The organism is Alitabrizicola rongguiensis (assembly GCF_021491355.1).
Taxonomy (GTDB): domain Bacteria; phylum Pseudomonadota; class Alphaproteobacteria; order Rhodobacterales; family Rhodobacteraceae; genus Aliitabrizicola; species Aliitabrizicola rongguiensis.
The window spans coordinates 251,084-272,265 of the sequence record NZ_JAKENF010000002.1 but is presented as its reverse complement, the minus strand read 5'-3'; the positions used below and the strand labels follow the sequence as shown (position 1 = coordinate 272,265).

General features: G+C 64.6%; 21 protein-coding genes and 1 tRNA gene. 20 read left to right on the top strand and 2 right to left on the bottom strand.

All coding sequences use genetic code 11. From position 1 onward, the window contains the following. The first annotated feature begins 6 nt into the window (after positions 1 to 6). From metK to L0V05_RS07245, 9 genes are all read left to right on the top strand, one after another. Entirely contained in the window at positions 7 to 1,173 is a 1,167-nt protein-coding gene (gene metK, locus L0V05_RS07285; RefSeq protein WP_234869457.1) for a methionine adenosyltransferase, read from the top strand. A 55-nt stretch (positions 1,174 to 1,228) separates the two neighbouring features. Then, a complete protein-coding gene (locus L0V05_RS07280) occupies positions 1,229 to 1,678 on the top strand; it encodes a DMT family transporter (protein ID WP_234869456.1) in 450 nt (149 codons plus the stop codon). A 41-nt stretch (positions 1,679 to 1,719) separates the two neighbouring features. Beyond that, on the top strand, positions 1,720 to 2,184 hold the full coding sequence (gene queF / locus L0V05_RS07275) for a preQ(1) synthase (RefSeq protein ID WP_234869455.1): 465 nt from the start codon (positions 1,720 to 1,722) through the stop codon (positions 2,182 to 2,184). Positions 2,185 to 2,331: 147 nt separating this feature from the next. Then, on the top strand, positions 2,332 to 3,039 hold the full coding sequence (gene trmB, locus L0V05_RS07270; protein ID WP_234869454.1) for a tRNA (guanosine(46)-N7)-methyltransferase TrmB: 708 nt from the start codon (positions 2,332 to 2,334) through the stop codon (positions 3,037 to 3,039). A 77-nt stretch (positions 3,040 to 3,116) separates the two neighbouring features. Continuing rightward, on the top strand, positions 3,117 to 4,430 hold the full coding sequence (gene hisD, locus L0V05_RS07265) for a histidinol dehydrogenase (RefSeq protein WP_234869453.1): 1,314 nt from the start codon (positions 3,117 to 3,119) through the stop codon (positions 4,428 to 4,430). After that, positions 4,427 to 4,906, top strand: a complete 480-nt coding sequence (locus L0V05_RS07260; protein WP_234869452.1) for a UPF0262 family protein — start codon at positions 4,427 to 4,429, stop codon at positions 4,904 to 4,906. The genes hisD and L0V05_RS07260 overlap by 4 nt, the downstream gene beginning before the upstream one ends. Positions 4,907 to 4,971: 65 nt before the next feature. After that, positions 4,972 to 5,388, top strand: a complete 417-nt coding sequence (locus L0V05_RS07255; RefSeq protein ID WP_234870552.1) for an arsenate-mycothiol transferase ArsC — start codon at positions 4,972 to 4,974, stop codon at positions 5,386 to 5,388. Beyond that, complete coding sequence (locus tag L0V05_RS07250; RefSeq protein WP_234869451.1) at positions 5,385 to 5,801, top strand: ketosteroid isomerase-related protein; 417 nt, start codon at positions 5,385 to 5,387, stop codon at positions 5,799 to 5,801. The genes L0V05_RS07255 and L0V05_RS07250 overlap by 4 nt, the downstream gene beginning before the upstream one ends. Next, positions 5,798 to 6,385, top strand: a complete 588-nt coding sequence (locus L0V05_RS07245) for a GNAT family N-acetyltransferase (protein WP_234869450.1) — start codon at positions 5,798 to 5,800, stop codon at positions 6,383 to 6,385. Before L0V05_RS07250 ends, L0V05_RS07245 begins: the two co-directional genes overlap by 4 nt. On the opposite strand, the gene L0V05_RS07240 is transcribed toward L0V05_RS07245, so the two are convergent. Both L0V05_RS07240 and L0V05_RS07235 read right to left on the bottom strand, forming a co-directional pair. Next, complete coding sequence (locus L0V05_RS07240; RefSeq protein ID WP_234869449.1) at positions 6,372 to 7,394, bottom strand: ABZJ_00895 family protein; 1,023 nt, start codon at positions 7,392 to 7,394, stop codon at positions 6,372 to 6,374. The genes L0V05_RS07245 and L0V05_RS07240 overlap by 14 nt on opposite strands. Positions 7,395 to 7,500: 106 nt before the next feature. Further along, complete coding sequence (locus L0V05_RS07235; RefSeq protein ID WP_234869448.1) at positions 7,501 to 7,959, bottom strand: hypothetical protein; 459 nt, start codon at positions 7,957 to 7,959, stop codon at positions 7,501 to 7,503. Positions 7,960 to 8,231: 272 nt separating this feature from the next. Here L0V05_RS07235 and infA point away from each other — a divergent pair, with 272 nt between their 5' ends. From infA to L0V05_RS07180, 11 genes are all read left to right on the top strand, one after another. Next, the gene (gene infA / locus L0V05_RS07230; protein ID WP_234869447.1) at positions 8,232 to 8,450 is read left to right on the top strand and encodes a translation initiation factor IF-1; all 219 of its coding nucleotides are present in this window, start codon (positions 8,232 to 8,234) and stop codon (positions 8,448 to 8,450) included. Then, the gene (locus tag L0V05_RS07225) at positions 8,451 to 9,026 is read left to right on the top strand and encodes a Maf family protein (RefSeq protein WP_234869446.1); all 576 of its coding nucleotides are present in this window, start codon (positions 8,451 to 8,453) and stop codon (positions 9,024 to 9,026) included. It abuts the gene before it with no gap. Continuing rightward, entirely contained in the window at positions 9,023 to 10,066 is a 1,044-nt protein-coding gene (locus tag L0V05_RS07220; protein ID WP_234869445.1) for a ribonuclease E/G, read from the top strand. The genes L0V05_RS07225 and L0V05_RS07220 overlap by 4 nt, the downstream gene beginning before the upstream one ends. A gap of 8 nt (positions 10,067 to 10,074) precedes the next feature. Continuing rightward, positions 10,075 to 10,242, top strand: coding sequence for a DNA gyrase inhibitor YacG (locus L0V05_RS07215; protein WP_406565967.1), 168 nt, complete (start codon positions 10,075 to 10,077; stop codon positions 10,240 to 10,242). Positions 10,243 to 10,330: 88 nt separating this feature from the next. Further along, positions 10,331 to 10,406, top strand: a tRNA-Phe gene (locus tag L0V05_RS07210). Positions 10,407 to 10,608: 202 nt separating this feature from the next. Next, the gene (locus L0V05_RS07205) at positions 10,609 to 12,453 is read left to right on the top strand and encodes an NAD(P)H-dependent oxidoreductase subunit E (protein ID WP_234869443.1); all 1,845 of its coding nucleotides are present in this window, start codon (positions 10,609 to 10,611) and stop codon (positions 12,451 to 12,453) included. After that, positions 12,450 to 13,169 (top strand): 2Fe-2S iron-sulfur cluster-binding protein, encoded by a 720-nt coding sequence (locus L0V05_RS07200; protein ID WP_234869442.1) that lies wholly within the window; start codon positions 12,450 to 12,452, stop codon positions 13,167 to 13,169. The genes L0V05_RS07205 and L0V05_RS07200 overlap by 4 nt, the downstream gene beginning before the upstream one ends. Next, complete coding sequence (locus tag L0V05_RS07195) at positions 13,162 to 13,731, top strand: NADH-quinone oxidoreductase subunit B family protein (protein ID WP_234869441.1); 570 nt, start codon at positions 13,162 to 13,164, stop codon at positions 13,729 to 13,731. Before L0V05_RS07200 ends, L0V05_RS07195 begins: the two co-directional genes overlap by 8 nt. 9 nt (positions 13,732 to 13,740) lie before the next feature. Continuing rightward, positions 13,741 to 15,183: a Ni/Fe hydrogenase subunit alpha gene (locus L0V05_RS07190; protein WP_234869440.1), complete on the top strand. Its 1,443-nt coding sequence runs from the start codon at positions 13,741 to 13,743 to the stop codon at positions 15,181 to 15,183. Further along, complete coding sequence (locus L0V05_RS07185) at positions 15,176 to 15,646, top strand: hydrogenase maturation protease (RefSeq protein ID WP_234869439.1); 471 nt, start codon at positions 15,176 to 15,178, stop codon at positions 15,644 to 15,646. The genes L0V05_RS07190 and L0V05_RS07185 overlap by 8 nt, the downstream gene beginning before the upstream one ends. A 415-nt stretch (positions 15,647 to 16,061) precedes the next feature. Beyond that, positions 16,062 to 21,128 carry a peroxidase family protein gene (locus L0V05_RS07180; RefSeq protein WP_234869438.1) on the top strand — a complete coding sequence of 1,689 codons (5,067 nt, stop codon included), beginning with the start codon at positions 16,062 to 16,064 and terminating at the stop codon, positions 21,126 to 21,128. The last annotated feature ends 54 nt before the right edge of the window (positions 21,129 to 21,182 follow it).

Sequence of the window (21,182 nt, the reverse complement as noted above, 5' to 3'; positions counted from 1 at the left end):
GACCTCATGCCACGGCAGAACTACATCTTCACCTCCGAGTCGGTCTCGGAGGGTCATCCCGACAAGTTGTGCGACCGGATTTCGGACTCGGTGCTCGACGCCTTCCTGACCGAGGAGCCCAATGCGCGGGTGGCCTGCGAGACCTTCGCGACTTCGGGCATGGTGGTGATCGGCGGCGAGGTCGGCCTGTCGAACCATGACCGGCTAAAGACCTTCATGGGCTCGATCAGCCAGATCGCCCGCGATGCGATCCGGGACATTGGCTACGAGCAGGAGCAGTTCCATTGGAACACCTGCCGCGTGCTGAACTTCCTGCACGAGCAATCCGCCCATATAGCCCAAGGGGTGGACCGGGACGGGGCCGGCGACCAGGGGATCATGTTCGGCTATGCCGTGCGCGAGACCCCGGAACTGATGCCGGCGCCGATCCAGTATGCCCATGCGATCCTCCGCCGCCTCTCCGAGGCACGCAAGGCCGGCCACGAGCCGACGCTGCGCCCCGACGCGAAATCGCAGCTGTCGATCCGCTACGAAGGCGGGAAGCCGGTCGAGGTGACCTCGATCGTGCTGTCGACCCAGCACGCGCATGAACACCAGTCATCCGCCGACATCCGCGCCATCGTGGAACCCTATATCCGCGAAGTCCTGCCCTCGGGCTGGATCACCGAAAAGACCGAATGGTGGGTGAACCCGACCGGCACCTTCGTGATCGGCGGGCCGGACGGCGACGCGGGCCTGACAGGGCGCAAGATCATCGTCGACACTTATGGCGGCGCAGCCCCGCATGGCGGTGGCGCCTTCTCCGGCAAGGACCCGACCAAGGTCGACCGCTCGGCCGCCTATGCCGCGCGTTACCTTGCCAAGAACGTGGTGGCCGCCGGTCTGGCTGACCGCTGCACGCTGCAGGTCAGCTACGCGATCGGGGTGGCCAAGCCGCTCTCGATCTATGTCGATACCCATGGCACCGGCGTTGTGCCCGAGGAGCAGATTGAAAAGGCCGTGGCCCAGGTGATGGACCTTACTCCCCGCGGCATCCGCACCCATCTGGGGCTGAACAGGCCGATCTACGCCCGCACCTCGGCCTATGGCCATTTCGGCCGCGCGCCCGAAGCGGATGGTGGCTTCAGTTGGGAAAAGACCGATCTGGTCGAGGCGCTGAAGAAAGCCATATGATGAGAAAGGCGCGGCCGGATCCGGCCGCGCCCTCATCCGGGGAGGAGAGACTCGCATGTCATCCGAAACCCTGCGCTATGCGCTCATCATGCTCTTGGCCGGGATCGGTATCCCGCTCCTCGCAGCACTGAACAGCCGACTAGGTGCCAGCATCGGCGCACCGTTCGCCGCCGCGAGCGTGCTGTTCGTCGTGGCATTCGCGGTCGCGACGACGGCCATGATCCTCAGTGGGCAGGCCCGAGCTCTCGCCGTCCTGCCGGAACAGCCATGGTATTTGTTCCTCGGTGGTCTCTTCGTTGCCTTCTACGTGCTGTCGGTGACCGTGGTGGCGCCGCGCTTCGGCGTTGGCAATGCTGTTTTCTGCGTACTGCTCGGCCAGATGATCGCTGCGGCAACGATCGACCAATTCGGCCTTTTCGGGGCTGTGGTGCGACAGGTTACCCTCATCCGTGCGGTCGGACTGGGCACCATGGCGCTGGGACTTGCGCTGATCCAGCTTGGCTGAAGGGCCCCTCACTGACCTTTTCGGCGGAAAGGAAACCATCCATGACACGAACCGATGTCTCGGGCCTGACGCAGCTTGGCGCCAAGACTGATCTTCCAGCCTCGCCGGATGCAGCTGTGCTCGAACGGGTTCCCTACGGCCACCCGGGCAGCCTTGCGAATGTGCGCTTCACCGCGCCCGAATTCACCTCGCTCTGCCCGATGACCGGTCAGCCGGACTTTGCCCACATCGTCATCGACTACATTCCCCGCGACTGGCTGGTGGAATCGAAGTCGCTCAAGCTCTACCTCCACAGCTTCCGCAATCATGGCGCCTTCCACGAGGATTGCACGCTCGACATTGCCAAGCGGTTGATCGGGCTGCTTCATCCGGTCTGGCTGAGGATCGGAGCCTACTGGTATCCGCGCGGCGGCATCCCGATCGACGTGTTCTGGCAGACCGGCGCCCCGCCCGAGGCCGCCTGGGTGCCCGAACAGGGCGTTCCTCCCTATCGCGGCCGAGGATGAGGCCCGCAGGGGGGATCCTCCGATGTGGTTTGCTCCGGCCTTGGTGCATTTTCGGCGGAGATCGGCTGGGAGAAATCCCGGCCACACCGGTTCGGTAACCAGAGCCCGAGCTTGACGCCCGAAACCGCCACGGATAAGGCGCGCGCCATGACCGGCAGCACCCCTCCGAACGGCGCCCGCGAATGGCGCAACTTCTACGGCCGCACGCATGGCAAGACCCTGCGCGCCAGCCAGAAGACCTATCTGGAAGAAGACCTCGGCCGTCTCAGCCTGCCTGGGGTGGACCATGCGGGGAACCCGACGCGGCTACCGCTCGATCTGGCTGCCCAGTTCGGTCGCGAGGCGCCGGTCTGGCTTGAGGTGGGTTTCGGCGGCGGCGAGCACCTTATCCATATGGCCGCGCGTTATCCCGACATCTCGCTGATCGGCTGCGAGCCTTTCGTGAACGGCATCGCCATGCTGTTGGGCAAGATCCGGACCGAAGGCGTCGAAAACCTGCGCCTTCATCCCGGCGATGTGCGCGATCTCTTCGATGTGCTGCCGGAGCGGAGCCTGTCAAAGGTCTTCCTTAACTATCCCGATCCTTGGCCCAAGGCGCGCCATCACCGCAGGCGCTTCGTGACTCAGGATTATCTGCAACCTCTGGCCCGCGCGATGCAGCCCGGCGCCGAGTTCCGCGTCGCGACCGACATCCCCGACTATGTGCGCCAGACGCTGGAAGAGGTGCCGCAGGCCGGGTTCGATCTGGTGGCAGAGGGGGTAGAACCCTGGGACGACTGGCTTTCTACCCGCTACGAGCAGAAGGCCCTTCGCGAAGGGCGCGCGCCCCATTACCTGACCTTCCGTCGGCGCTGACTGGTTTCTGACGCGACCGCGCGACGCTTGAGTGCCGCGCCGCAGCGCGCTAAGGCGGGGCGACTGGAGGGAATGCCATGCCCGTTTTCCTGAATACCGCCGACTCCGGCTTTGAAGCCGCCTTTGCCGCTCTTCTTTCGGCCAAGCGGGAAGAGGCCGAAGATGTCGATGCCGCCGTCGCCGCGATCATCGCGGATGTGCGAGCCCGCGGGGATGCGGCGGTCCTGGAGCTGACGGCCCGCTTCGACCGACTGGAACTGACGGCCGGTCACATGGCATTTTCCGAAGCCGAGATCGCGGCAGAGATCGCCCGTGTCACCCCCGAGGACCGCGCCGCTCTGGAACTCGCCGCAGATCGTATCCGCGCCTATCATGAACGCCAGGTTCCGCCCGACGCGCGCTGGACCGACGCCACGGGCGCAAGCCTCGGGTGGCGCTGGACGCCGGTCTCGGCAGCGGGGCTCTATGTGCCGGGCGGGCTCGCCTCCTATCCGTCCTCTGTGCTGATGAACGCCATCCCGGCCAAGGTGGCCGGGGTCGAGCGCCTGGTGATCTGCTGCCCGACGCCAGGCGGTGTGATCAATCCGCTGGTCCTTCTGGCGGCACAACTGGCCGGGGTGGACCGGGTCTTTCGCATCGGCGGGGCGCAGGCGGTTGCCGCGCTCGCCTATGGCACAGAGACGATCGAGGCGGTCGACAAGATCACCGGTCCGGGCAACGCCTATGTCGCCGCGGCCAAGCGGCGGGTCTTCGGGCGCGTCGGCATCGACATGATCGCCGGGCCGTCCGAGATCCTGATCATCGCCGACCGCGACAACGATCCCGACTGGCTGGCGCTCGATCTGCTGAGCCAGGCCGAGCATGACGAAAGCGCGCAGGCGATCCTTGTGACCGATGACGCTGCATTTGGCCGGGCTGTCGCCGCGGCTGTCGAGAAGCGGCTCGAGACGCTGGAACGTCGCGCGATCGCCGGGGCGAGCTGGGCACAGAACGGGGCGGTGATCGTGACCCGCGACCTCTCCGAAGCTGCCCGCCTGTCGAACCGCGTGGCACCAGAGCATCTGGAGCTCTGCACCGCCGACCCCGAGGCGCTGGCGGAGGAGATCACCCATGCCGGGGCGATCTTTCTTGGCGCATGGACACCGGAAGCGATCGGCGATTATGTGGGCGGGCCGAACCATGTGCTGCCCACGGCGCGCTCGGCACGGTTTTCGAGCGGACTGTCGGTCATGGATTTTCTGAAGCGCACGACCCTTGCCCGGATGACACCCGAAGCCCTGGCCGCGATTGGCCCGGCGGCGGAGCGGCTGGCGATCTCCGAAAGCCTTCAGGCCCACGGACTGTCGGTCCGGGCACGCCTTGACCGGCTGAACGGCGGAGGCACGGCATGACCAACCGCATCTGCCATATTGACATCGACGAAAAGGGGCTTGTTCCACCCACGCCCGAGATCGAGCAGGAACGCCGTGTCGCGATCTTCGATCTGCTCGAAGAAAACAGCTTCGGCTTGCCCGAGCGGCCCGACCGCCCGGTTCCCCCTGGGCCTTACCGGCTGGGGCTTGCGATCCGCGAAGGGCGGCTTGTCTTCGGCATTTCGACCGAGGCCGACGAAAAGGTGGGCGAGTTCCACCTGTCGCTCGGGCCGTTCCGGCAAGTCGTGAAGGACTATTTCCAGATCTGCGAAAGCTATTTCGAGGCGGTCAAACGCCTGCCACCCAGTCAGATCGAGGCGATCGACATGGCCAGGCGCGGCATCCACAACGAAGGGGCGCGGGTTCTGCAGGAACGGCTTGAAGGCAAGGCCAAGGTCGATACCGACACGGCGCGACGCCTGTTCACCCTGATCTGCGTGCTGCACTGGGGCTGATATTGGCCGAGAACTTTCCCAGTTCCGTGCTGTTCTGCTGCGACCACAACGCCGTGCGTTCGCCCATGGCCGAAGGGCTGATGAAGCAGTTCTACGGCCAGCGCGCCTATGTACAGTCGGCCGGCGTCAAGAACGACATGGAGATCGACGGCTTCTCGGTCGCGGTCTGCAAGGAACTGGGGGTCGAACTCAGCCGCCATCGCTCACGCTCCTTCGATGAGATGAAGGAGTGGGGGGATGACCTGTCGCAATTCGACCTGATCGTCGCCCTGTCGCCTGCGAGCCAGAGAACGGCGCTGGAGCTTACCCGCTATCACCATCTGGACGTAGAATACTGGCCGATCCTTGACCCGACCGGTCTGGGCGAGACCCGGGAAGCCAAGCTGGCCGCCTATCGTCAGGCCCGCGACCAGATCCGCGACCGGATGATCGCCCGTTTCGGTCCGCCGACAAACCTGCCAGACGAGGAGACTAGAGCATGACCGCCGCTTCCGACGCCGCCCGCGCCCTCATCAAGCGCTATTACGACGCCTTCAATGCCGGGAATGCGCAGGGCATGCTCGACTGCCTGTCAGAGGATGTCGAGCATCGCGTCAACGAAGGCGGCATCCGGCGCGGCAAGGCCAAGTTCGCCGAGTTCTGCTCGCATATGGGCGTTTCCTATCGCGAAGAGCTGAAGGATATCGAGATCTTCGCCAATGACACGGGGACGCGTGGCGCTGCGGAATTCGTCGTGCACGGAACCTATCTCAAGACCGATCCCGGTCTGCCGGACGCCAGGGGGCAGACCTATGTCCTGCCTGCAGGCGGCTTCTTCGAGATCAGCGGCGGCAAGATCGTGCGGGTCACAACCTTCTACAACCTCAAGGATTGGGTCGATCAGGTCGCCGCATGAGCGTCGAGACGCGGGTCCTTCGGGGAGCGGAGGTCGAGGCGGCGCTGGACGACGTGGCACGGCTGCGGATCGCGGTATTCCGTGACTGGCCGTATCTCTATGACGGCGACCTCGACTACGAACGGCGCTATCTGCAGGTCTATCGCGACAGTCCGGGCACGGTTCTTGTCGGAGCCTTCGACGGCGACCGCCTGATCGGCGCCTCGACGGGCACGCCAATGGAAGATCACGCCGACGATTTTGCCGCTGCCTTTGCGGGCACAGGCCTGGCGCTGCAGCGGGTCTTTTATTGCGCCGAGTCGGTTCTTCTGCCGGAATATCGGGGGCAGGGGATCGGGCACCGCTTCTTCGATCTGCGCGAGGATCATGCCCGCGCGCTTGGCCGGTCGCATGTCGCCTTCTGCTCGGTCAGACGTCCTGATGACCACCCGCTAAGACCGGTGGGCGCGCGCAGCAACGATGACTTCTGGCGCAAGCGCGGCTATTCGCCCATGCGAGGCGTCCTGGCCGAATTCTCATGGAAAGACATCGGTCTGGACGCGGAAACGAAGAAACCGCTGCAATTCTGGATCAGGGCGATCTGACGCAGAGCGTGGAAGAGGGTGCGGAAGACCGTGATCCCATCCGCAGCAATGCCTTCATCACGAAGGTGACGACGACGAGCATCACAAGGGAGATGACCAGCGTAAGCGTTGCGACCATCGCAGCGTCCTTTGGCAATTGCGGCATGGGTGGGTCTAGCAGCAGGACAAATGTGCCGAATGCGGCGATCGTCAGGAAGGTCGAGATCATCGTGTAGCCGCCGGCGACACCCCAGGCGAATTCTGGCGACATCGGCCGTCGTGCCCGCCGGCCATAGTAGCTGCCGGTCAGGAAGCAGACGGCGATCGTAACGATCAATGATCCGGCATTCACGAAAAGGAGTCCGTTCCCGCCCTGACGCATGATGATGAACATCCCCACCCCAAGGAACGCACCGCCGATGATGTTCAAGAGGAACATTCGACCGATCATGGCAAGAACGCCCGGACCGGGCAGCGGCTCGGCAAAGCCAGGATAACTCGAGGGTTGGGGATGGGCATAGCCGTGTGGGGAATGGTAGATTTCGAGCGGAGTTTCGTGCACCTCGATCCGGGGCCGTGCGTTGACATGCAGCCGTTGACCGGCCCGCGCGCCGAAGATCAGGCCGAAACGCCCAAGGATGGCAGTTGCGGCGAAGAAGATCGCCCCGCCCAGCAGCAGGCTGTCGCGCATCTCTGGATCGTCGAACCCTGGCAACCCGTCGATCCTGCCCGCGGACTGGGCCTGGATCAACAGGACCAGAAGCGAGATGAGCGCCGTGGCACTGGTCAGGATCGCCGTGCGCAGGATGAAGAGCTCGCCCGGCACCTCGCCGGTCGTTTGCCCGATCAGCTTTCCGGCGCTGATCGAACCGGCAAGCTGGGCTAGGCCAAGAATGGCAAGGAAGGGCAACAGGCCGCTGACGTTCGCATGCAGGAACCCGATGGCCAGCGCCATTCCGAAGAATGCCAAAATCAGGGTCACGGCAAAAACGCCGAAGAAACGCAGAACAATCGAACCGATCGACGGCATGGTCGACCTCCTTCGGTCAATCCGGAACTTCAATTGGTTAATACTTGCAGGCCCATCGGGCAGGGATAAGGCCGCAACCTGTCAGGAATTCGTCGGTGCGTCGCTATTAGGGCTCTGCCGCCTGCGACAGCCACAGGCTGAGGGTATCGGCGTCGCTCAGGCCGAATTCGATGTCGCCGATCTGGACGCCGCCTGCGCCATCGGGAACAAGGATCAGACGGTCGCGCCATGCGCCCTCTGCCGATCCCAGAGGCCGGTATTCGATGGTCACGCTGCTTTCGTCGATCGCTTCCGGCAGGCAGCTTTCCGGCACGTCGGGGAAGGCCGACAGGCGCAGGCCGTCACCGAGCGGCGGCTTCTCGTCGGGATGGTTGGCGGCGAACTGGTCGTTCGCCCGCCTGGCGGCGGCAACGGCCTCTTGCAGGGCTGGCGCCATCATCGCAACGGCTGCTGTCTCATCCGATTTCTGGACGGCCACGCAGTAGTCGGCGACGAGCATTTCAGACGTCCGGGCGGCGGCCCCGACGGGCCAGAGCAGAAGCAGGGCGAGAAGGGGCGGGCGCATGAGGGCTCCGGTCGCAACTGACAGAGACTACGCAGAGGCCGGGCGGACGGGCAAGCGATCAGTGTCCTCCGCGACCCTTGCCACCCTTCGCAAAGCGGCGAATGGAGCGTGCCTTGCGGGGACGTTGGCGAAGGTCGGGTGAGCATTTGGTCCCGGCGCAAGGAAAACTGAGGCTGATCCGACCGAAATTCCGCTTGAAAATGCCCGTTTTCGGGCGCATGTAGCCCGACATTCCCGCCCACTCGAGGCGGGTCTATGCATTTGGAGTGACCATGGCCAAGGAAGACACGCTCGAATTCCCCGGTGTCGTGAAGGAACTCCTGCCGAACGCGACATTCAGGGTCGAGCTGGACAACGGCCATGAACTCATCGCGACGATGGCAGGCAAGATGCGGAAGAACCGCATCCGCGTTCTGGCGGGCGACAAGGTGCAGGTCGAGATGACCCCCTACGACCTGTCGAAGGGCCGCATCAACTACCGCTTCAAGTAAGTGCGCCTGATCCTCGGATCGGGCAGCCCGCGGCGGAAGGAACTTCTGGCGCAACTTGGGGTCGTGCCTGACGCGATCCTGCCCCCCGATATCGACGAAGACCCCCGCAAGGGCGAGTTGCCTCGCCCCTATTGCGAGCGGCTGGCCCGCGAAAAGGCCGCCGCTGTAGAAGCAGGTCCCGACGACATCGTTCTTTGTGCCGACACGACAGTCGCCCTCGGTCGCCGGATTCTTGGGAAGCCTGCCGATGCGGGCGAGGCGGCGGCGTTTCTGACGCTTCTCGGCGGACGTCGGCACGAGGTCATCACCGCGATCGCGGTTCGCCGCGGCGCCAGGGTCTGGCAGCGCACCAGCCTGAGCGCGGTCAAGATGAAACGGCTGTCGGATGCCGAGCTGAACGCCTATCTCTCCAGCGGCGAATGGCAGGGCAAGGCGGGCGGCTATGCCATTCAGGGCGCGGCCGGGGCCTTCATTCCCTGGATCTCGGGCAGCTTCACCGGCATCGTTGGCCTGCCTTTGTCCGAGACGGCCGCGCTTCTGGCTGCTGCAGGTTACCCCTTGTGGAGGATCGCATGAAGGGCCGCGTTGTCGCCATCGACACGCTTCGGGGTCGCGCCGCCGCCGCGCTGATCGTCGACGGGCAGCTTGAGGACTTGCTGATTGATGCCGACGATCCGGGCTTTGCCCCCGGCGCGATCCTGCGCGGCATCGTCGACCGGCCGATGAAGGGGCAGGGCGGCGTCTTCGTCAAACTGCCCGAGGGCACGTCCGGTTTCCTGCGGCAGGTCTCGGGGCTGGCTCCTGGGCAGGCGGTGCTGGTCCAGGTCACCGGTCCTGCCGAGCCGGGCAAGGCGCTTCCGGTGACGACGCGCCTTCTCTTCAAAAGCCGCTATGCCATCCTGACCCCCGATGCGCCCGGCCTGAACATCTCGCGACGCATCCACGACGACGACCTGCGCGACAGCCTCGCCGCCTTGGCCCAGGCTGGCATGGAGGGCGCTGCGCCATCGCTCGGCCTGATCCTGCGCTCGGCAGCGGCGCTGGCCGATGACGAAGAGATTGCCGGGGACATCGCCGCGATGCGCGACCTGGCCGAGGCGGTGCTGGCTGATCTAACCGGTCCGCCGGAACTTCTGGTGGATGCGCCGGATGCCGCCGAGGCGGCGTGGCGTGACTGGGCCGATCCGCCGCCCGACGAGGTGGCCGACGGCCATGGCAGCTTTGCCGCCCATGGGGTCGAGGATCTTGTTTCCGGTCTGCTTGCCCCGCGCGTGGCTCTGTCCGGCGGCGGGCATATGGTCATCGAGCCCACCCGCGCGCTGATCTCGGTGGATGTGAATACCGGCCCCGATACCTCGCCCGCGGCGAGCCTCAAGGCCAATATTGCCGCCGCACGCGACTTGCCGCGCCAGCTGCGGCTGCGGGGGCTTGGTGGGCAGGTGGTGATCGATTTCGCGCCGATGCCGAAGAAGGACCGCGCGACGCTGGAACAGGTCCTGCGCGCCGCCTTCAAGGGCGAGGCGGCAGAGACGAGCCTTGCCGGCTGGACCACGCTCGGCCTCTACGAACTGGTGCGCAAGCGCGACCGCCAGCCGCTGTCCGAGGTGCTGGCATGACCTGTCCGATCTGCAGCAAGGCCAGCGATCCGAAGTATCGCCCCTTCTGCTCGCGCCGCTGCGCCGATATCGACCTCGGCCGCTGGCTCAAGGGGTCCTATGTCATCCCCGGCGAGGCGTTGGAGGAAGAGGACACCGCACCCTCCCGACCGCAGGATCCCGCTGACCGGGACTGATTGCGAGATTCTTGCACTCCCCCTCTGGACAGCCCCGCCCGCCTCGCATAATACCCGCCACACCCGGACGGGATACCGTCCAGATGGGGCCCAGATAGCTCAGTTGGTAGAGCAGCGGATTGAAAATCCGCGTGTCGCTGGTTCGATTCCGGCTCTGGGCACCACCGCTCTCCCCATGAGCTCCTGCTCGTCCGTCAATCGTTTGCCTTTCAGCGTGACGACCTGCGGCAGATGCGATCGGTCGGGGCCAACTGGCGTGTTGCTTCGTGCGGCGGTCGTGTGCCAGAGTGAAGAGGGGAAGGCGCGGTCGGCGCATCCGTATGAACGGGGGCAGCACCGTTGGGATCGTCTCACGACCAGGCTGGATTGGCGCAACCGGAAGGCAAGGGCCTGAAGGATCACGCGATTGCCGAGATTTGCGCAGCTCAAGGCGACGATCCACACCGGATGATGGACATCCTGCGCGCCGTTCAGGACCGCAATCGCTGGATCTCCCCCGAAAGCCTTGAAGTGATTGCCGAACGCACCGGGCTTACCCGCATCCAGGTCGAAGGAGTGGCGAGCTTCTATTCCTTTTTCTCGCTCACGCCCAAGGGCAGGGTGACGATCCGCCTCTGTGACGACATCATCGACCGGTTCGCCGGCATGGAGGAAGTCGCGGCGGCACTTGAAGAGGCTCTTGGCATCCGAATGGGCGAGACGTCGCGCGATGGCGCCTTTTCGCTCGACCGTACTCCCTGCATCGGGCTGTGCGATCAGGCGCCGGCAGCGATGATCAACGATGTCGTGGTGACCAATCTGACGCCGGATCGCGCGCGCAGCATCGCCGCTGCCTTGCGCGCGGGGACGCCGCCTGAGGAGGTCGCGCTTCCCGGTTGCGGGGGGCTCACTCCCGCCGAACGCGTTCAGCGGATGGTCGCGGGCAACGTCCGCCATGCAGGGGCAAGCCTGCTCGGCCCGGTTCCTGCCGAGGCGGGGCTGCGCAAGGCGCTGGAGATGACGCCCGCCCAGATCATCGACACCGTTGAGGCAAGTGGCTTGCGTGGCTGTGGCGGGGCGGGCTTCGTCACCGGCCGGAAATGGCGGTTCGCTGCCGCCGAGCCCGCAGATCGGCGCTTTGTGATCTGCAATGCGGATGAGGGCGAGCCGGGCACCTTCAAGGACCGTGTCCTGCTTGTCGAACGCCCGCATCTCCTGATTGAGGGCATGACCATCGCCGCACGAGCGGTCGGTGCGGCTGAAGGAATCCTCTACCTGCGCGGTGAATATGCGTTCCTGCGCGATCACCTGCAGGTCGTGATCGACGACCGGCGCGCGAAGGGCCAGCTGGGGCAGGGGATCGGGGGCGTTCCGGGCTTCGATTTCGACCTGCGCATCCAGATGGGGGCAGGCGCCTATATCTGCGGCGAGGAGGGGGCGCTCATCTCCTCCTGCGAAGGTCTGCCGGGCGAGCCGAAGACCCGCCCGCCTTTCCCCGTCAACCGTGGTTACCTCGGCTTCCCGACGGTCGTGAACAACGTCGAGACTTTCTGCCATGCCGCGCGCATCCTCGATCGTGGGGCGGCGTGGTTCCATGCCATGGGAACCGAGGGCAGCCATGGCACCAAGCTTTTCAGCGTCTCGGGCGATTGCCTCAATCCGGGCGTCTATGAACTGCCCTACGGGCTGGAACTGGCCGAACTCTTGCGCCTTGTCGGTGGCGAGGACGCGGCGGCGGTGCTGGTGGGCGGGCCTTCGGGAACGATGGTGGACCGCGCGAATTTCCACCGACGGCTGACCTTCGACGACCTCGCCACGGGCGGGGCGGTGATCGTGTTTTCGCCGCGGCGGAATCTGCTTGAGATCGTCGAGTATTACCTGTCGTTCTTCGTGCATGAAAGCTGCGGATACTGCACCCCCTGCCGGGTCGGGAACGTCTTTCTCCAGCAGGCGATCGGCAAGTTCCGCCGAGGCCTCGCCAACCCGGAGGACGTGGAGTATCTGCGCGACCTGTCGCAGACGATCATCGAGACCAGCCGCTGCGGCCTCGGCCAGACCTCGCCCCGGCCGGTCCTGACGACGCTGGACAATTTCCCGCTCATCTATTCGGCGGTAATCAAGCCGTCCTCCGACCGGGTCCGAGCTTCCTTCGACGTCCAGTCCGCCATCGACACCGCGCGAAAGCTCGCCAAGCGGCGATCCTACATCTTCGACAGGGATTTCGGCGAATGAGCGAGCCTGCCTTCCACATCACCATTGATGGGGTCCAGATCGCGGCCCGTCCGGGCCAGACGATCATGGAGGCGGCGGACGAGGCAGGCATCTACATCCCCCGGCTCTGCGATCACGAAGGCCTGCGCCATCAGGGCAGTTGCCGGGTCTGCACCGTCAAGGCCGGGGGGCGCAGCGTCTCGGCCTGCACCCAGCCGGCCGCCCCCGGCCTGGTGGTCGAGAATGAAACCCCGCACATGGTCAAGCTGCGCCGCGACCTCGTGGAGATGCTGTTCCACGAGGGCAACCACCTTTGCCCGATCTGCGAGGCAAGCGGCAATTGCGAGTTGCAGGCGATGGCCTATCGCCTCGGCCTGACCGCGCCGTCGCGCTTTCCCTTCCTGCAGCCGACCCGGCCGCTCGATGCCAGCCATCCCGACATCGCGCTGGACACCAACCGCTGCATCACCTGCGGCCGCTGCATCCGCGCGTCGCAGGATGTCGATCACAAGGGAGTCTTCGGCTATGTCGGCCGCGGCATCCACCGCCGCGTTGCGGTCAACGGCCCGGACCTTGCCCATACCGATGCGGCGATCACCGACCACGCTATTTCGGCCGAGGTCTGCCCGGTCGGCTGTATCATCCGCAAGCGCGTGGGCTTCCGCATCCCGATCGGCGAAAGGGAATTCGACGCAGCGCTGATCGGCGAGGAGATAGAGGAGCACCGCGATGATTGAGGATCGTAAGCCCCGGATCGCCACCGTCTCTCTCGCCGGCTGTTTTGGCTGCCACATGGCGCTGCTCGATATCGACGAACGCCTGATGGCGCTGATGAAGTTGGTGGAGTTCGACCGCTCGCCCCTGACCGACATCAAGACCTTCACCCGCCGCTGCGACATCGGCATCATCGAGGGCGGCTGCTGCAACGAGGAGAATGTCGAGGTCCTGCGCGAGTTCCGCCGCCACTGCGATGTGCTGGTGGCGATCGGCCAATGCGCAATCATGGGCGGGCTGCCCGCCATGCGGAACGCGATCATGCATTCGGACGCGGCGCTGCGGGAATGTCTGGAAGAGGCCTACATCACCGGCCCCTATATCCGGAACACCGGCCATGCGATCCCAAACGATCCGGCGTTGCCGCTGCTCCTGGACAAGGTCTATCCCTGTTCCGACGTGGTCGAGATCGACCACCAGATTCCCGGATGTGCGCCTTCGGGCGACATCATCTTTGCCGCGCTGACCGGGCTCCTGTCCGGCAAGTTCCGCGGCTTCGATCCGCATCTCATCAGGTTCGACTAGGAGAGGCGCATGGGCGAGCCACGGCTGATCGAGATTTCCCCCGTCACCCGCGTCGAAGGGCATGGCAAGGTCACGATCCATCTCAACGACCGCAACGAGGTTGACGAGGCGCGGCTGCATATCGTCGAGTTCCGCGGCTTCGAGCGGTTCATCCGCGGCCGGCTTCTGTGGGAAGTGCCGGTGATCGTGCAGCGGCTCTGCGGCATCTGCCCGGTCAGCCACCACCTGGCCGCCGCCAAGGCGATGGACATGATCGTGGGCGTCGATGTGCTGCCGCCGACCGCCGAGAAGATGCGCCGGCTCATGCATTACGGGCAGGTGATGCAAAGCCATGTGCTGCATTTCTTTCATCTCGCCGCGCCCGACCTGCTGTTCGGCTTCGGCGCCCCGGCCGAGCGGCGCAACATCTTCGAGGTGATCCGCGAGAACCCCGAGCTTGGCCGGCGTGCCGTGGCCATGCGCCGCTTCGGGCAGGAGATCATCGAGGCGACCGCCGGCAAGAAGATCCACGGCACCGGGGCGGTGCCGGGCGGGATCAACCGCAATCTCGACATCGCCACCCGCGACCGGCTGCTGGCCCAGGTCGAGGAGATGCTGCTCTGGGCGCAGGACGCGCTGGCGCTGGCGCGCGGCTACACGCTGGACCATGCCGATCTCGTGGCGAATTTCGCGGCTTTCCCATCGAACCACATGGCACTGGCCCGGGCCGGAGATGGGGCGCTTGATCTTTACCATGGCCAGTTGCGGGCCATCGATGCCGGGGGCGGAACGATCTTCGAAGGCGTAGACTACCGCCGGTATCACGACCTTCTGGTCGAGGACGTGCGGCCCTGGTCCTACATGAAGTTCCCCTTCATCCGCGATCTCGGCCCCGAGGCGGGATGGTACCGGGTCGGGCCGCTGGCGCGGATGAATGTTGCGGCCTTCATCGACACGCCGCTGGCCGATGCCGCGCACCGGGATATGAAGGCGGCGACGGGCGGGCGGCCCAACAACACCGCGCTGGCCAATCACTGGGCCCGGATGATCGAGGTCCTGCATTGCGTCGAGAAGATCCGAGATCTTCTGCATGACACTGACCTGCAGGGCACTGACCTGATCGCCACGGGCGAGAGGCGGCGGGAAGGGATCGGCGTCATTGAGGCGCCGCGGGGCAACCTCATCCATCACTACGAAGTAGATGAACATGACCAGGTCACGTTCTGCAATCTCATCGTCTCGACCACCCATAACAACGAGGGTATGAACCGCGCCGTCAAGGACGTAGCGGTGCGTTATCTGGGCGGGCAGGAGCGGATCAGCGAGGGGATGCTGAACCATGTTGAGGTCGCGATCCGCGCCTTCGACCCCTGCCTGTCCTGCGCGACCCACGCCCTTGGGCAGATGCCGCTTCAGGTGGAGTTGATCGATGCCGGGGGCCGCGTGATCGACAGTCGGACGCGGAATGGCTGAGCCCGGCGAATTGCTGGTGATCGGATACGGCAATCCGGGGCGGGGCGATGACGGCCTCGGGCCGGAGTTCGCCCGCCGCCTTGCCGACCAGGCGGTGCCCGGGGTCCGGGTCGAGATCGACTACCAGCTGACCGTCGATCACGCGCTTGCGGTAGCCGAGGCCGGGCGCGTCCTGTTTGTCGACGCGGCGATGGGGTTGGACAAGCCTTGCAAGCTGGCGAGACTTTCCCCCGATCACGGCGCCGCCCTGGACAGCCACAGCCTTTCGCCGGAAGCAGTCCTGGCACTGGCCGAATTGCTTTATGGCCAGCGCCCAGAGGGCAGTCTGCTCGCCATCGGGGGCGAGCGGTTCGGTGAGGTCAGCGAGGGGCTGAGTCCGGCAGCCGAGCGCAACCTTGACCTCGGACAGGCGATGTTTCGCGCGTGGCTGGCCGATAACCCCGCCGCGCCCCCGCGCATCTAGGCAGGACGGGCATCACAAGCGCCCATGACCACAAAGCCGAATCGATTCGCAAATCAGCGAATCGGGTTGGACAGTCCAGATGGGCTGGGGCGGGCGCGCAGCTTCGAATTCATGGAAGACAAAGCTGCGTCGCAGCATCGTTTTCCCGTTACTTGATAAGAAGTTGCCAACGAGGCCCATACCTGCGAGCTGCTCTAAGGGCCAAGGCTTAGACCATGCGGTCTAAGCCATTTTGCATAGGCCATTAGCACGAGAGGCTATGCCATTTGCATGGCTTTTCGGAAGGCGGAATCCGGCTCACGCTTGCAAACAAATAGAGATTTGTCCTTGACACCCGCCTTCGTCAGCCGGGGCCGGTGCAGGGTTTGATAATTGCAGCCAGCCCGTCAGCCGGGTCAGCCAGATGGAGAGTGTTATGGTCAAATACAATCGCGCCGATCTCGATTTCATCCTCGACCAGATCAAGATATCCGAAGACCATACCGCCGCGATCAATGCGGGCGGCGATCCGCAGGCCTCTCTCGTGGCGCTTGTCGGCGACACCCAGCAGATGCTGGGAATTCGCACTATCTCGGGGATCTACAACAACCTGCTGCCCGGTAACGAGACCTACGGAGCAGTCGATCAGCCGTTCCCCAATCTGGTCAATACACCCTCGCAGCTCAGCTACGCACCGGGTGCCAGCGTCGTCGACAGCTCGCCCCGCACCATCTCGAACCTGATTTCCGACCAGACCAGCCTCAACCCTGCGGCGACCGAGGCCTACAACAGCGTCTCGAATCAACCGGGGGCCGGTTCCGTGCAGGCTACGACGATCCTGCAGGATGCGGACGGAAAGTTCGTGCGCGGACCGGACGGCAAGTTCGTCCAGGTTCCACAGGTCGACGATGAAGGAAACCCTGTCCAGCTTTACACCATCCCGAACGTCTCGACCCAGGCGGCAACGGTTCCTCCGATCAACACGATGATGACGCTGTTCGGCCAGTTCTTCGATCATGGTCTGGACTCGATCAACAAGGGGGGCGCAGGGACCGTCACCATCACGCTGGATCCGAGCGACGACCTCTACAACAATTCGCCGACTGCGGCGAACGTCATCACTCTGACCCGTGCCTCGCTTGACGCCGATGGCAATACCACCAACTCCACCACGCCCTTCATTGACCAGAACCAGACCTATGGCTCGATCGAGTCGCAGCACGCCTTCCTGCGGGAATATGTGCGTGATGCCAGCGGGGTGCATGCTACGGGGGCCCTGCTGAAAGGGGCGGATGGCGGGCTGGCGACCTGGGCCGACATCAAGGCCCAGGCGCTCAACGTGCTCGGCATCGAACTGGACGACATGGATGTGCTCGACATCCCGACCCTGGCGACCGACCTTTACGGTAACCTCGTCCTGAGCGGGGGCAATGCGCAGATCGTCCTTGCCGATGGCACGCTTGCAGTGGGCACACCGGGCAGCCCGGTCGATGCGACGCTGGCGAAAGATTCCGGCCACCCGTTTCTGCTCGACATCGCCCATGGCGCCGATCCGTCGAAGGCCGGTTACAACGCCGCGCTGCTCGACCAACACTTCATCGCGGGCGACGGGCGTGCGAACGAGAACATCGGCCTGACCGCCATCCACTCGGTCTTCCATTCCGAACACAACCGACTGCTTGAATCGACCAAGGCGCTGATCATCGAGCAGGGACAGGGCGGCGACATCGCCTTCCTGAACGAATGGATCACCAATGATTTCGCGCTGGACCATGTTCTGACGGCAAGTGACATCGCCAACCTGGAATGGGATGGCAACCGGCTGTTCCACGCGGCGAAATTCGGCACCGAGATGCAGTACCAGCACCTCGTCTTCGAAGAGTTCGCGCGCAAGCTGGAGCCGGCCATCGGTGAATTCCCCGGATACGACGCTACGATCGACCCCGCGATCACGGCAGAGTTTGCCAACGTGGTCTATCGGTTCGGCCATTCCATGCTGACCGAAAGCATCGACCGTTACTCTGCGGACGGGACGAAGTCCGATCTTTACCTGATCGATGCCTTCCTGAACCCCGGCGCCTTCTACCGGACCGACATCACCAGCGCGGCCGGCGACCTGACGATTGACGAAGCGATCGGCAACATCATCCGTGGCGCGGCGACCCAGGCCAGCAACGAGATCGACGAATTCGTCACCGATGCGCTGCGCGACAACCTGGTCGGCGTGCCACTGGACCTCGCGGCGCTGAACATCGCCCGTGGGCGCGATACCCAAGCGCCCTCGCTGAACCAGGCGCGCGAGGCCTTCTTCGCCGCCTCGGGGGACACGCGGCTTACCCCTTATGCGAACTGGACCGAGTTCGGCGCCAACCTCAAGCATCCCGCATCGTTGGTCAACTTCATTGCGGCATACGGCACCCACGCCTCGATCCTGGCCGCGACGACCGATGCCGAGCGCCGCGCAGCCGCCACTGCGCTGCTCTCGGACAGCGCCTTCATGAACGGAGCAGCGGCCGATACAGGGCTGGACAACGTCGACTTCTGGATCGGCGGCCTGGCCGAGCGGACCGAACCGTTCGGCGGGATGCTGGGATCGACCTTCGCCTATGTGTTCAACAACCAGCTTCAGTCGCTGCAGAACCATGACCGGTTCTATTACCTCGGACGTCTGGGCGGCACGCATCTTCTGCAAGAGATCGAGACGAGTTCCTTCGCCCAGATGATCGTGCGCAACTCGAACACCACCCATATCGCGCTCGACAACTTCTCGACCCCGGCCTTCACGCTGGAAGTCGATCAAACCAAGCAGTGGAACAACATCTCCGGAACATGGACCAATGCCGATCCGACCGGGGTGGTGCGCGGCGCCAACTTCATCGACTACACCGGCTCCGAGCATCTCGTGATCGGCGGCACCGATGGCAACGACACGATCTATGGCGGCGATGGCATCGACCACATCTGGGGCGATGGCGGCAATGACCGGATCGACGGTGGCCGCGATGGCGACAACGTCCAAGCGGGCGGTGGCGATGACATCATCACCGACATCTTCGGCGACGACATCATCCGGGGAGGTGACGGCAATGACGTCATCCAGTCTGGCCTCGGCCTCGACATCGTCAACGGCGACGACGGAAACGATGCGATCATCGCGATCGCCAATGCGACGCCCGATGCCTTTGGCGGGCAAGGCAACGACTTCTTCCTTGGCACGCAATCGGTCAGGGGCGCCCAACAGGGCAACGAAGGCGATGACTGGTTCCAGGGTGGCGGTGGCGGCACCGGTGACAACGGTGGAGCCCCGGTCCTGGCGCTGCAGGACGGCGTGAAGGGGAACGACGTCTTCGTCGGCGACGGCAATGACGACATTTATGTCGGCGAGGGCGGCGATGACATCTTCGTCGGCTCGGGCGGTATCAACCGGATGCAGGGCGACTCTGGCTTCGACTGGGCGACCTACAAGGACAATACCTCGGTCGTGGCAGACCTGACGTCTCCGGCGCTTCTGCCAGTGCCAAACACGGTGCGGGAACGCTTCCTGTTCGTCGAGGGTCTGGCCGGCTCGCAGGGCAACGACGTCCTGCTCGGTACGGATTCGACGGCAGCAACCATCGTCAACGAAGGCGTACAGGGCAGCGTGCTCGATCAGGCGGGCATCGCCCGCATCGAAGGGTTGCAGGCGCTGCTCGACAACGCGCTAGGCGGGCCGGTGACCTCTTTCGACGCGGGCAACATCATCATCGGCGGTGGCGGGAACGACACCATCACCGGCCGCGATGGCGATGACATCATCGATGGCGACAAGTGGCTCGACGTCCTGATCCGGAATGACAAGGGGAATGACAACCCACTTGATGACAGCTTCCACAAGAGTGCGGAAGAACTGCGCGCAGGTTTGCTCAACGGCACGATAAATCCCGGAAACCTGAGCATCGTACGCCGCATCGTCGACGCCCCGGCAAACGGCACGGCGGATCAGGCTGTCTATCAGGGCAACCGGAGCCAGTACATCATCACAACGATCGCGGGGGTGACCACGATCCAGGACACGGTTGCCAACCGGGATGGCACTGACCGGCTGACGAACATCGAGTTCCTGCAATTCGCCGACCAGACGATCGCCGTGCCCGGACCGGCACCGGAGAACAATCCGGCGACCGGCAGCCCCACGATCAGCGACACCACGCCGACGCAGGGCTTCGCGGTCACCGCGAACCTGGCCGGCATCGCCGACATTGACGGGTTCAACCCGGCGACGGCGAGCTTCCAGTGGCAAGCGCTCGTCGCCGGCATCTGGACGTCGATCGTGGACGCGACCGCCATCTCGTTTACGCCGACTGCGGCGGAGGCCGGGCAACAGCTGCGCGTCGTGGTCAGTTTCAACGATGCGCTCGGCAATCCCGAAAGCGTGGTGTCGGACGCAACGACGATTGTCGGGAACAACTTCGTCGGCAACGGCAACGCCAACAGCTTCACCGGCAATGATGGCGACGATGTCGCCGCGGGCAATGGCGGCAACGATACGCTGAGCGGGCTGGGCGGAAACGACACGCTCTCCGGCGGGTCGGGGAATGACTCGCTCAACGGTGGAACCGGCGACGACTCCACGACCGGTGGGTCCGGCAACGACGTCTTCGTTGTCGACAGCACAGGCGACATCGTTGTGGAAACAGCGGGCAACGGCACCGACCGTGTGAACACCACGCTGAACAGCTTCAACCTTGGTACCAGCGCGGCCAATGTCGAGAACCTCACATTCATCGGCTCGGGCGACTTCAGCGCCATCGGGAGCACCTCGGCGAACACCATCATCGGCGGGGGCGGAAACGACTCGATCTCCGGCATCAACGGCAACGATTCCCTGACCGGGAATGGCGGCAACGACACGATCGATGGCGGAACCGGCGCCGACACGATGGTCGGCGGTTCTGGCAATGACACTTACTATGTCAACTCGACCTCGGACGTCGTCACCGAGGTTGCAGGCAACGGCACGGACACGATCATCTCGACCGTGACCCGCACGGCCTCGACCAGCATCGAGAACATCATCCTCGACGGCACGGCCGACATCAGCGCCACCGGCACACAGTTCAGCAACACGCTGACCGGAAACATCGGCAACAACAGCCTGAACGGCCTAGACGGGAATGACCGGCTCCTGGGTGGCGCAGGCAACGATACGCTGAACGGGGGCAACGGCAACGACACTCTGACAGGCGGCGCGGGTGATGACTCGCTGGTCGGCGGTGCAAACGTGGACAGCTTCGTCTTCAATGAAACGGGCTTCGGCAACGACCGCATCTCCGGCTTCGGGGCTACGGCGGGGGCGAACCACGAGATCATCAATCTTGCCGGGTTGGGCCTCAGCGGCTTTGGCGATCTGACCGTCTCGTCGACTGCCACTGGGGCGCTGATCGACGTTGCGGGCCATGGCACCATCCTGGTTGAGGGCGTGGTCGCGGCCAACATTACCGCCGACGACTTCCTGTTCGTCTGACACCCGCCGTCAGGCCGTTCCCGGCCCCGATCCAGGGGCCGGGCAGCGTATCTG

Bases quoted from the DNA above. Each gene is read 5' to 3' on its own strand.
- metK (WP_234869457.1), top strand. From the start codon at position 7: ATGCCACGGCAGAACTACATCTTCACCTCCGAGTCGGTCTCGGAGGGT.
- L0V05_RS07240 (WP_234869449.1), bottom strand. From the start codon at position 7,394: ATGCCGTCGATCGGTTCGATTGTTCTGCGTTTCTTCGGCGTTTTTGCC.
- L0V05_RS07260 (WP_234869452.1), top strand. From the start codon at position 4,427: ATGACCAACCGCATCTGCCATATTGACATCGACGAAAAGGGGCTTGTT.
- L0V05_RS07200 (WP_234869442.1), top strand. From the start codon at position 12,450: ATGAGCGAGCCTGCCTTCCACATCACCATTGATGGGGTCCAGATCGCG.
- L0V05_RS07245 (WP_234869450.1), top strand. From the start codon at position 5,798: ATGAGCGTCGAGACGCGGGTCCTTCGGGGAGCGGAGGTCGAGGCGGCG.
- L0V05_RS07190 (WP_234869440.1), top strand. From the start codon at position 13,741: ATGGGCGAGCCACGGCTGATCGAGATTTCCCCCGTCACCCGCGTCGAA.
- infA (WP_234869447.1), top strand. From the start codon at position 8,232: ATGGCCAAGGAAGACACGCTCGAATTCCCCGGTGTCGTGAAGGAACTC.
- L0V05_RS07250 (WP_234869451.1), top strand. From the start codon at position 5,385: ATGACCGCCGCTTCCGACGCCGCCCGCGCCCTCATCAAGCGCTATTAC.
- L0V05_RS07180 (WP_234869438.1), top strand. From the start codon at position 16,062: ATGGTCAAATACAATCGCGCCGATCTCGATTTCATCCTCGACCAGATC.
- L0V05_RS07255 (WP_234870552.1), top strand. From the start codon at position 4,972: ATGGCCGAAGGGCTGATGAAGCAGTTCTACGGCCAGCGCGCCTATGTA.
- L0V05_RS07280 (WP_234869456.1), top strand. From the start codon at position 1,229: ATGTCATCCGAAACCCTGCGCTATGCGCTCATCATGCTCTTGGCCGGG.
- L0V05_RS07235 (WP_234869448.1), bottom strand. From the start codon at position 7,959: ATGCGCCCGCCCCTTCTCGCCCTGCTTCTGCTCTGGCCCGTCGGGGCC.
- trmB (WP_234869454.1), top strand. From the start codon at position 2,332: ATGACCGGCAGCACCCCTCCGAACGGCGCCCGCGAATGGCGCAACTTC.
- L0V05_RS07220 (WP_234869445.1), top strand. From the start codon at position 9,023: ATGAAGGGCCGCGTTGTCGCCATCGACACGCTTCGGGGTCGCGCCGCC.
- hisD (WP_234869453.1), top strand. From the start codon at position 3,117: ATGCCCGTTTTCCTGAATACCGCCGACTCCGGCTTTGAAGCCGCCTTT.
- L0V05_RS07195 (WP_234869441.1), top strand. From the start codon at position 13,162: ATGATTGAGGATCGTAAGCCCCGGATCGCCACCGTCTCTCTCGCCGGC.
- queF (WP_234869455.1), top strand. From the start codon at position 1,720: ATGACACGAACCGATGTCTCGGGCCTGACGCAGCTTGGCGCCAAGACT.
- L0V05_RS07185 (WP_234869439.1), top strand. From the start codon at position 15,176: ATGGCTGAGCCCGGCGAATTGCTGGTGATCGGATACGGCAATCCGGGG.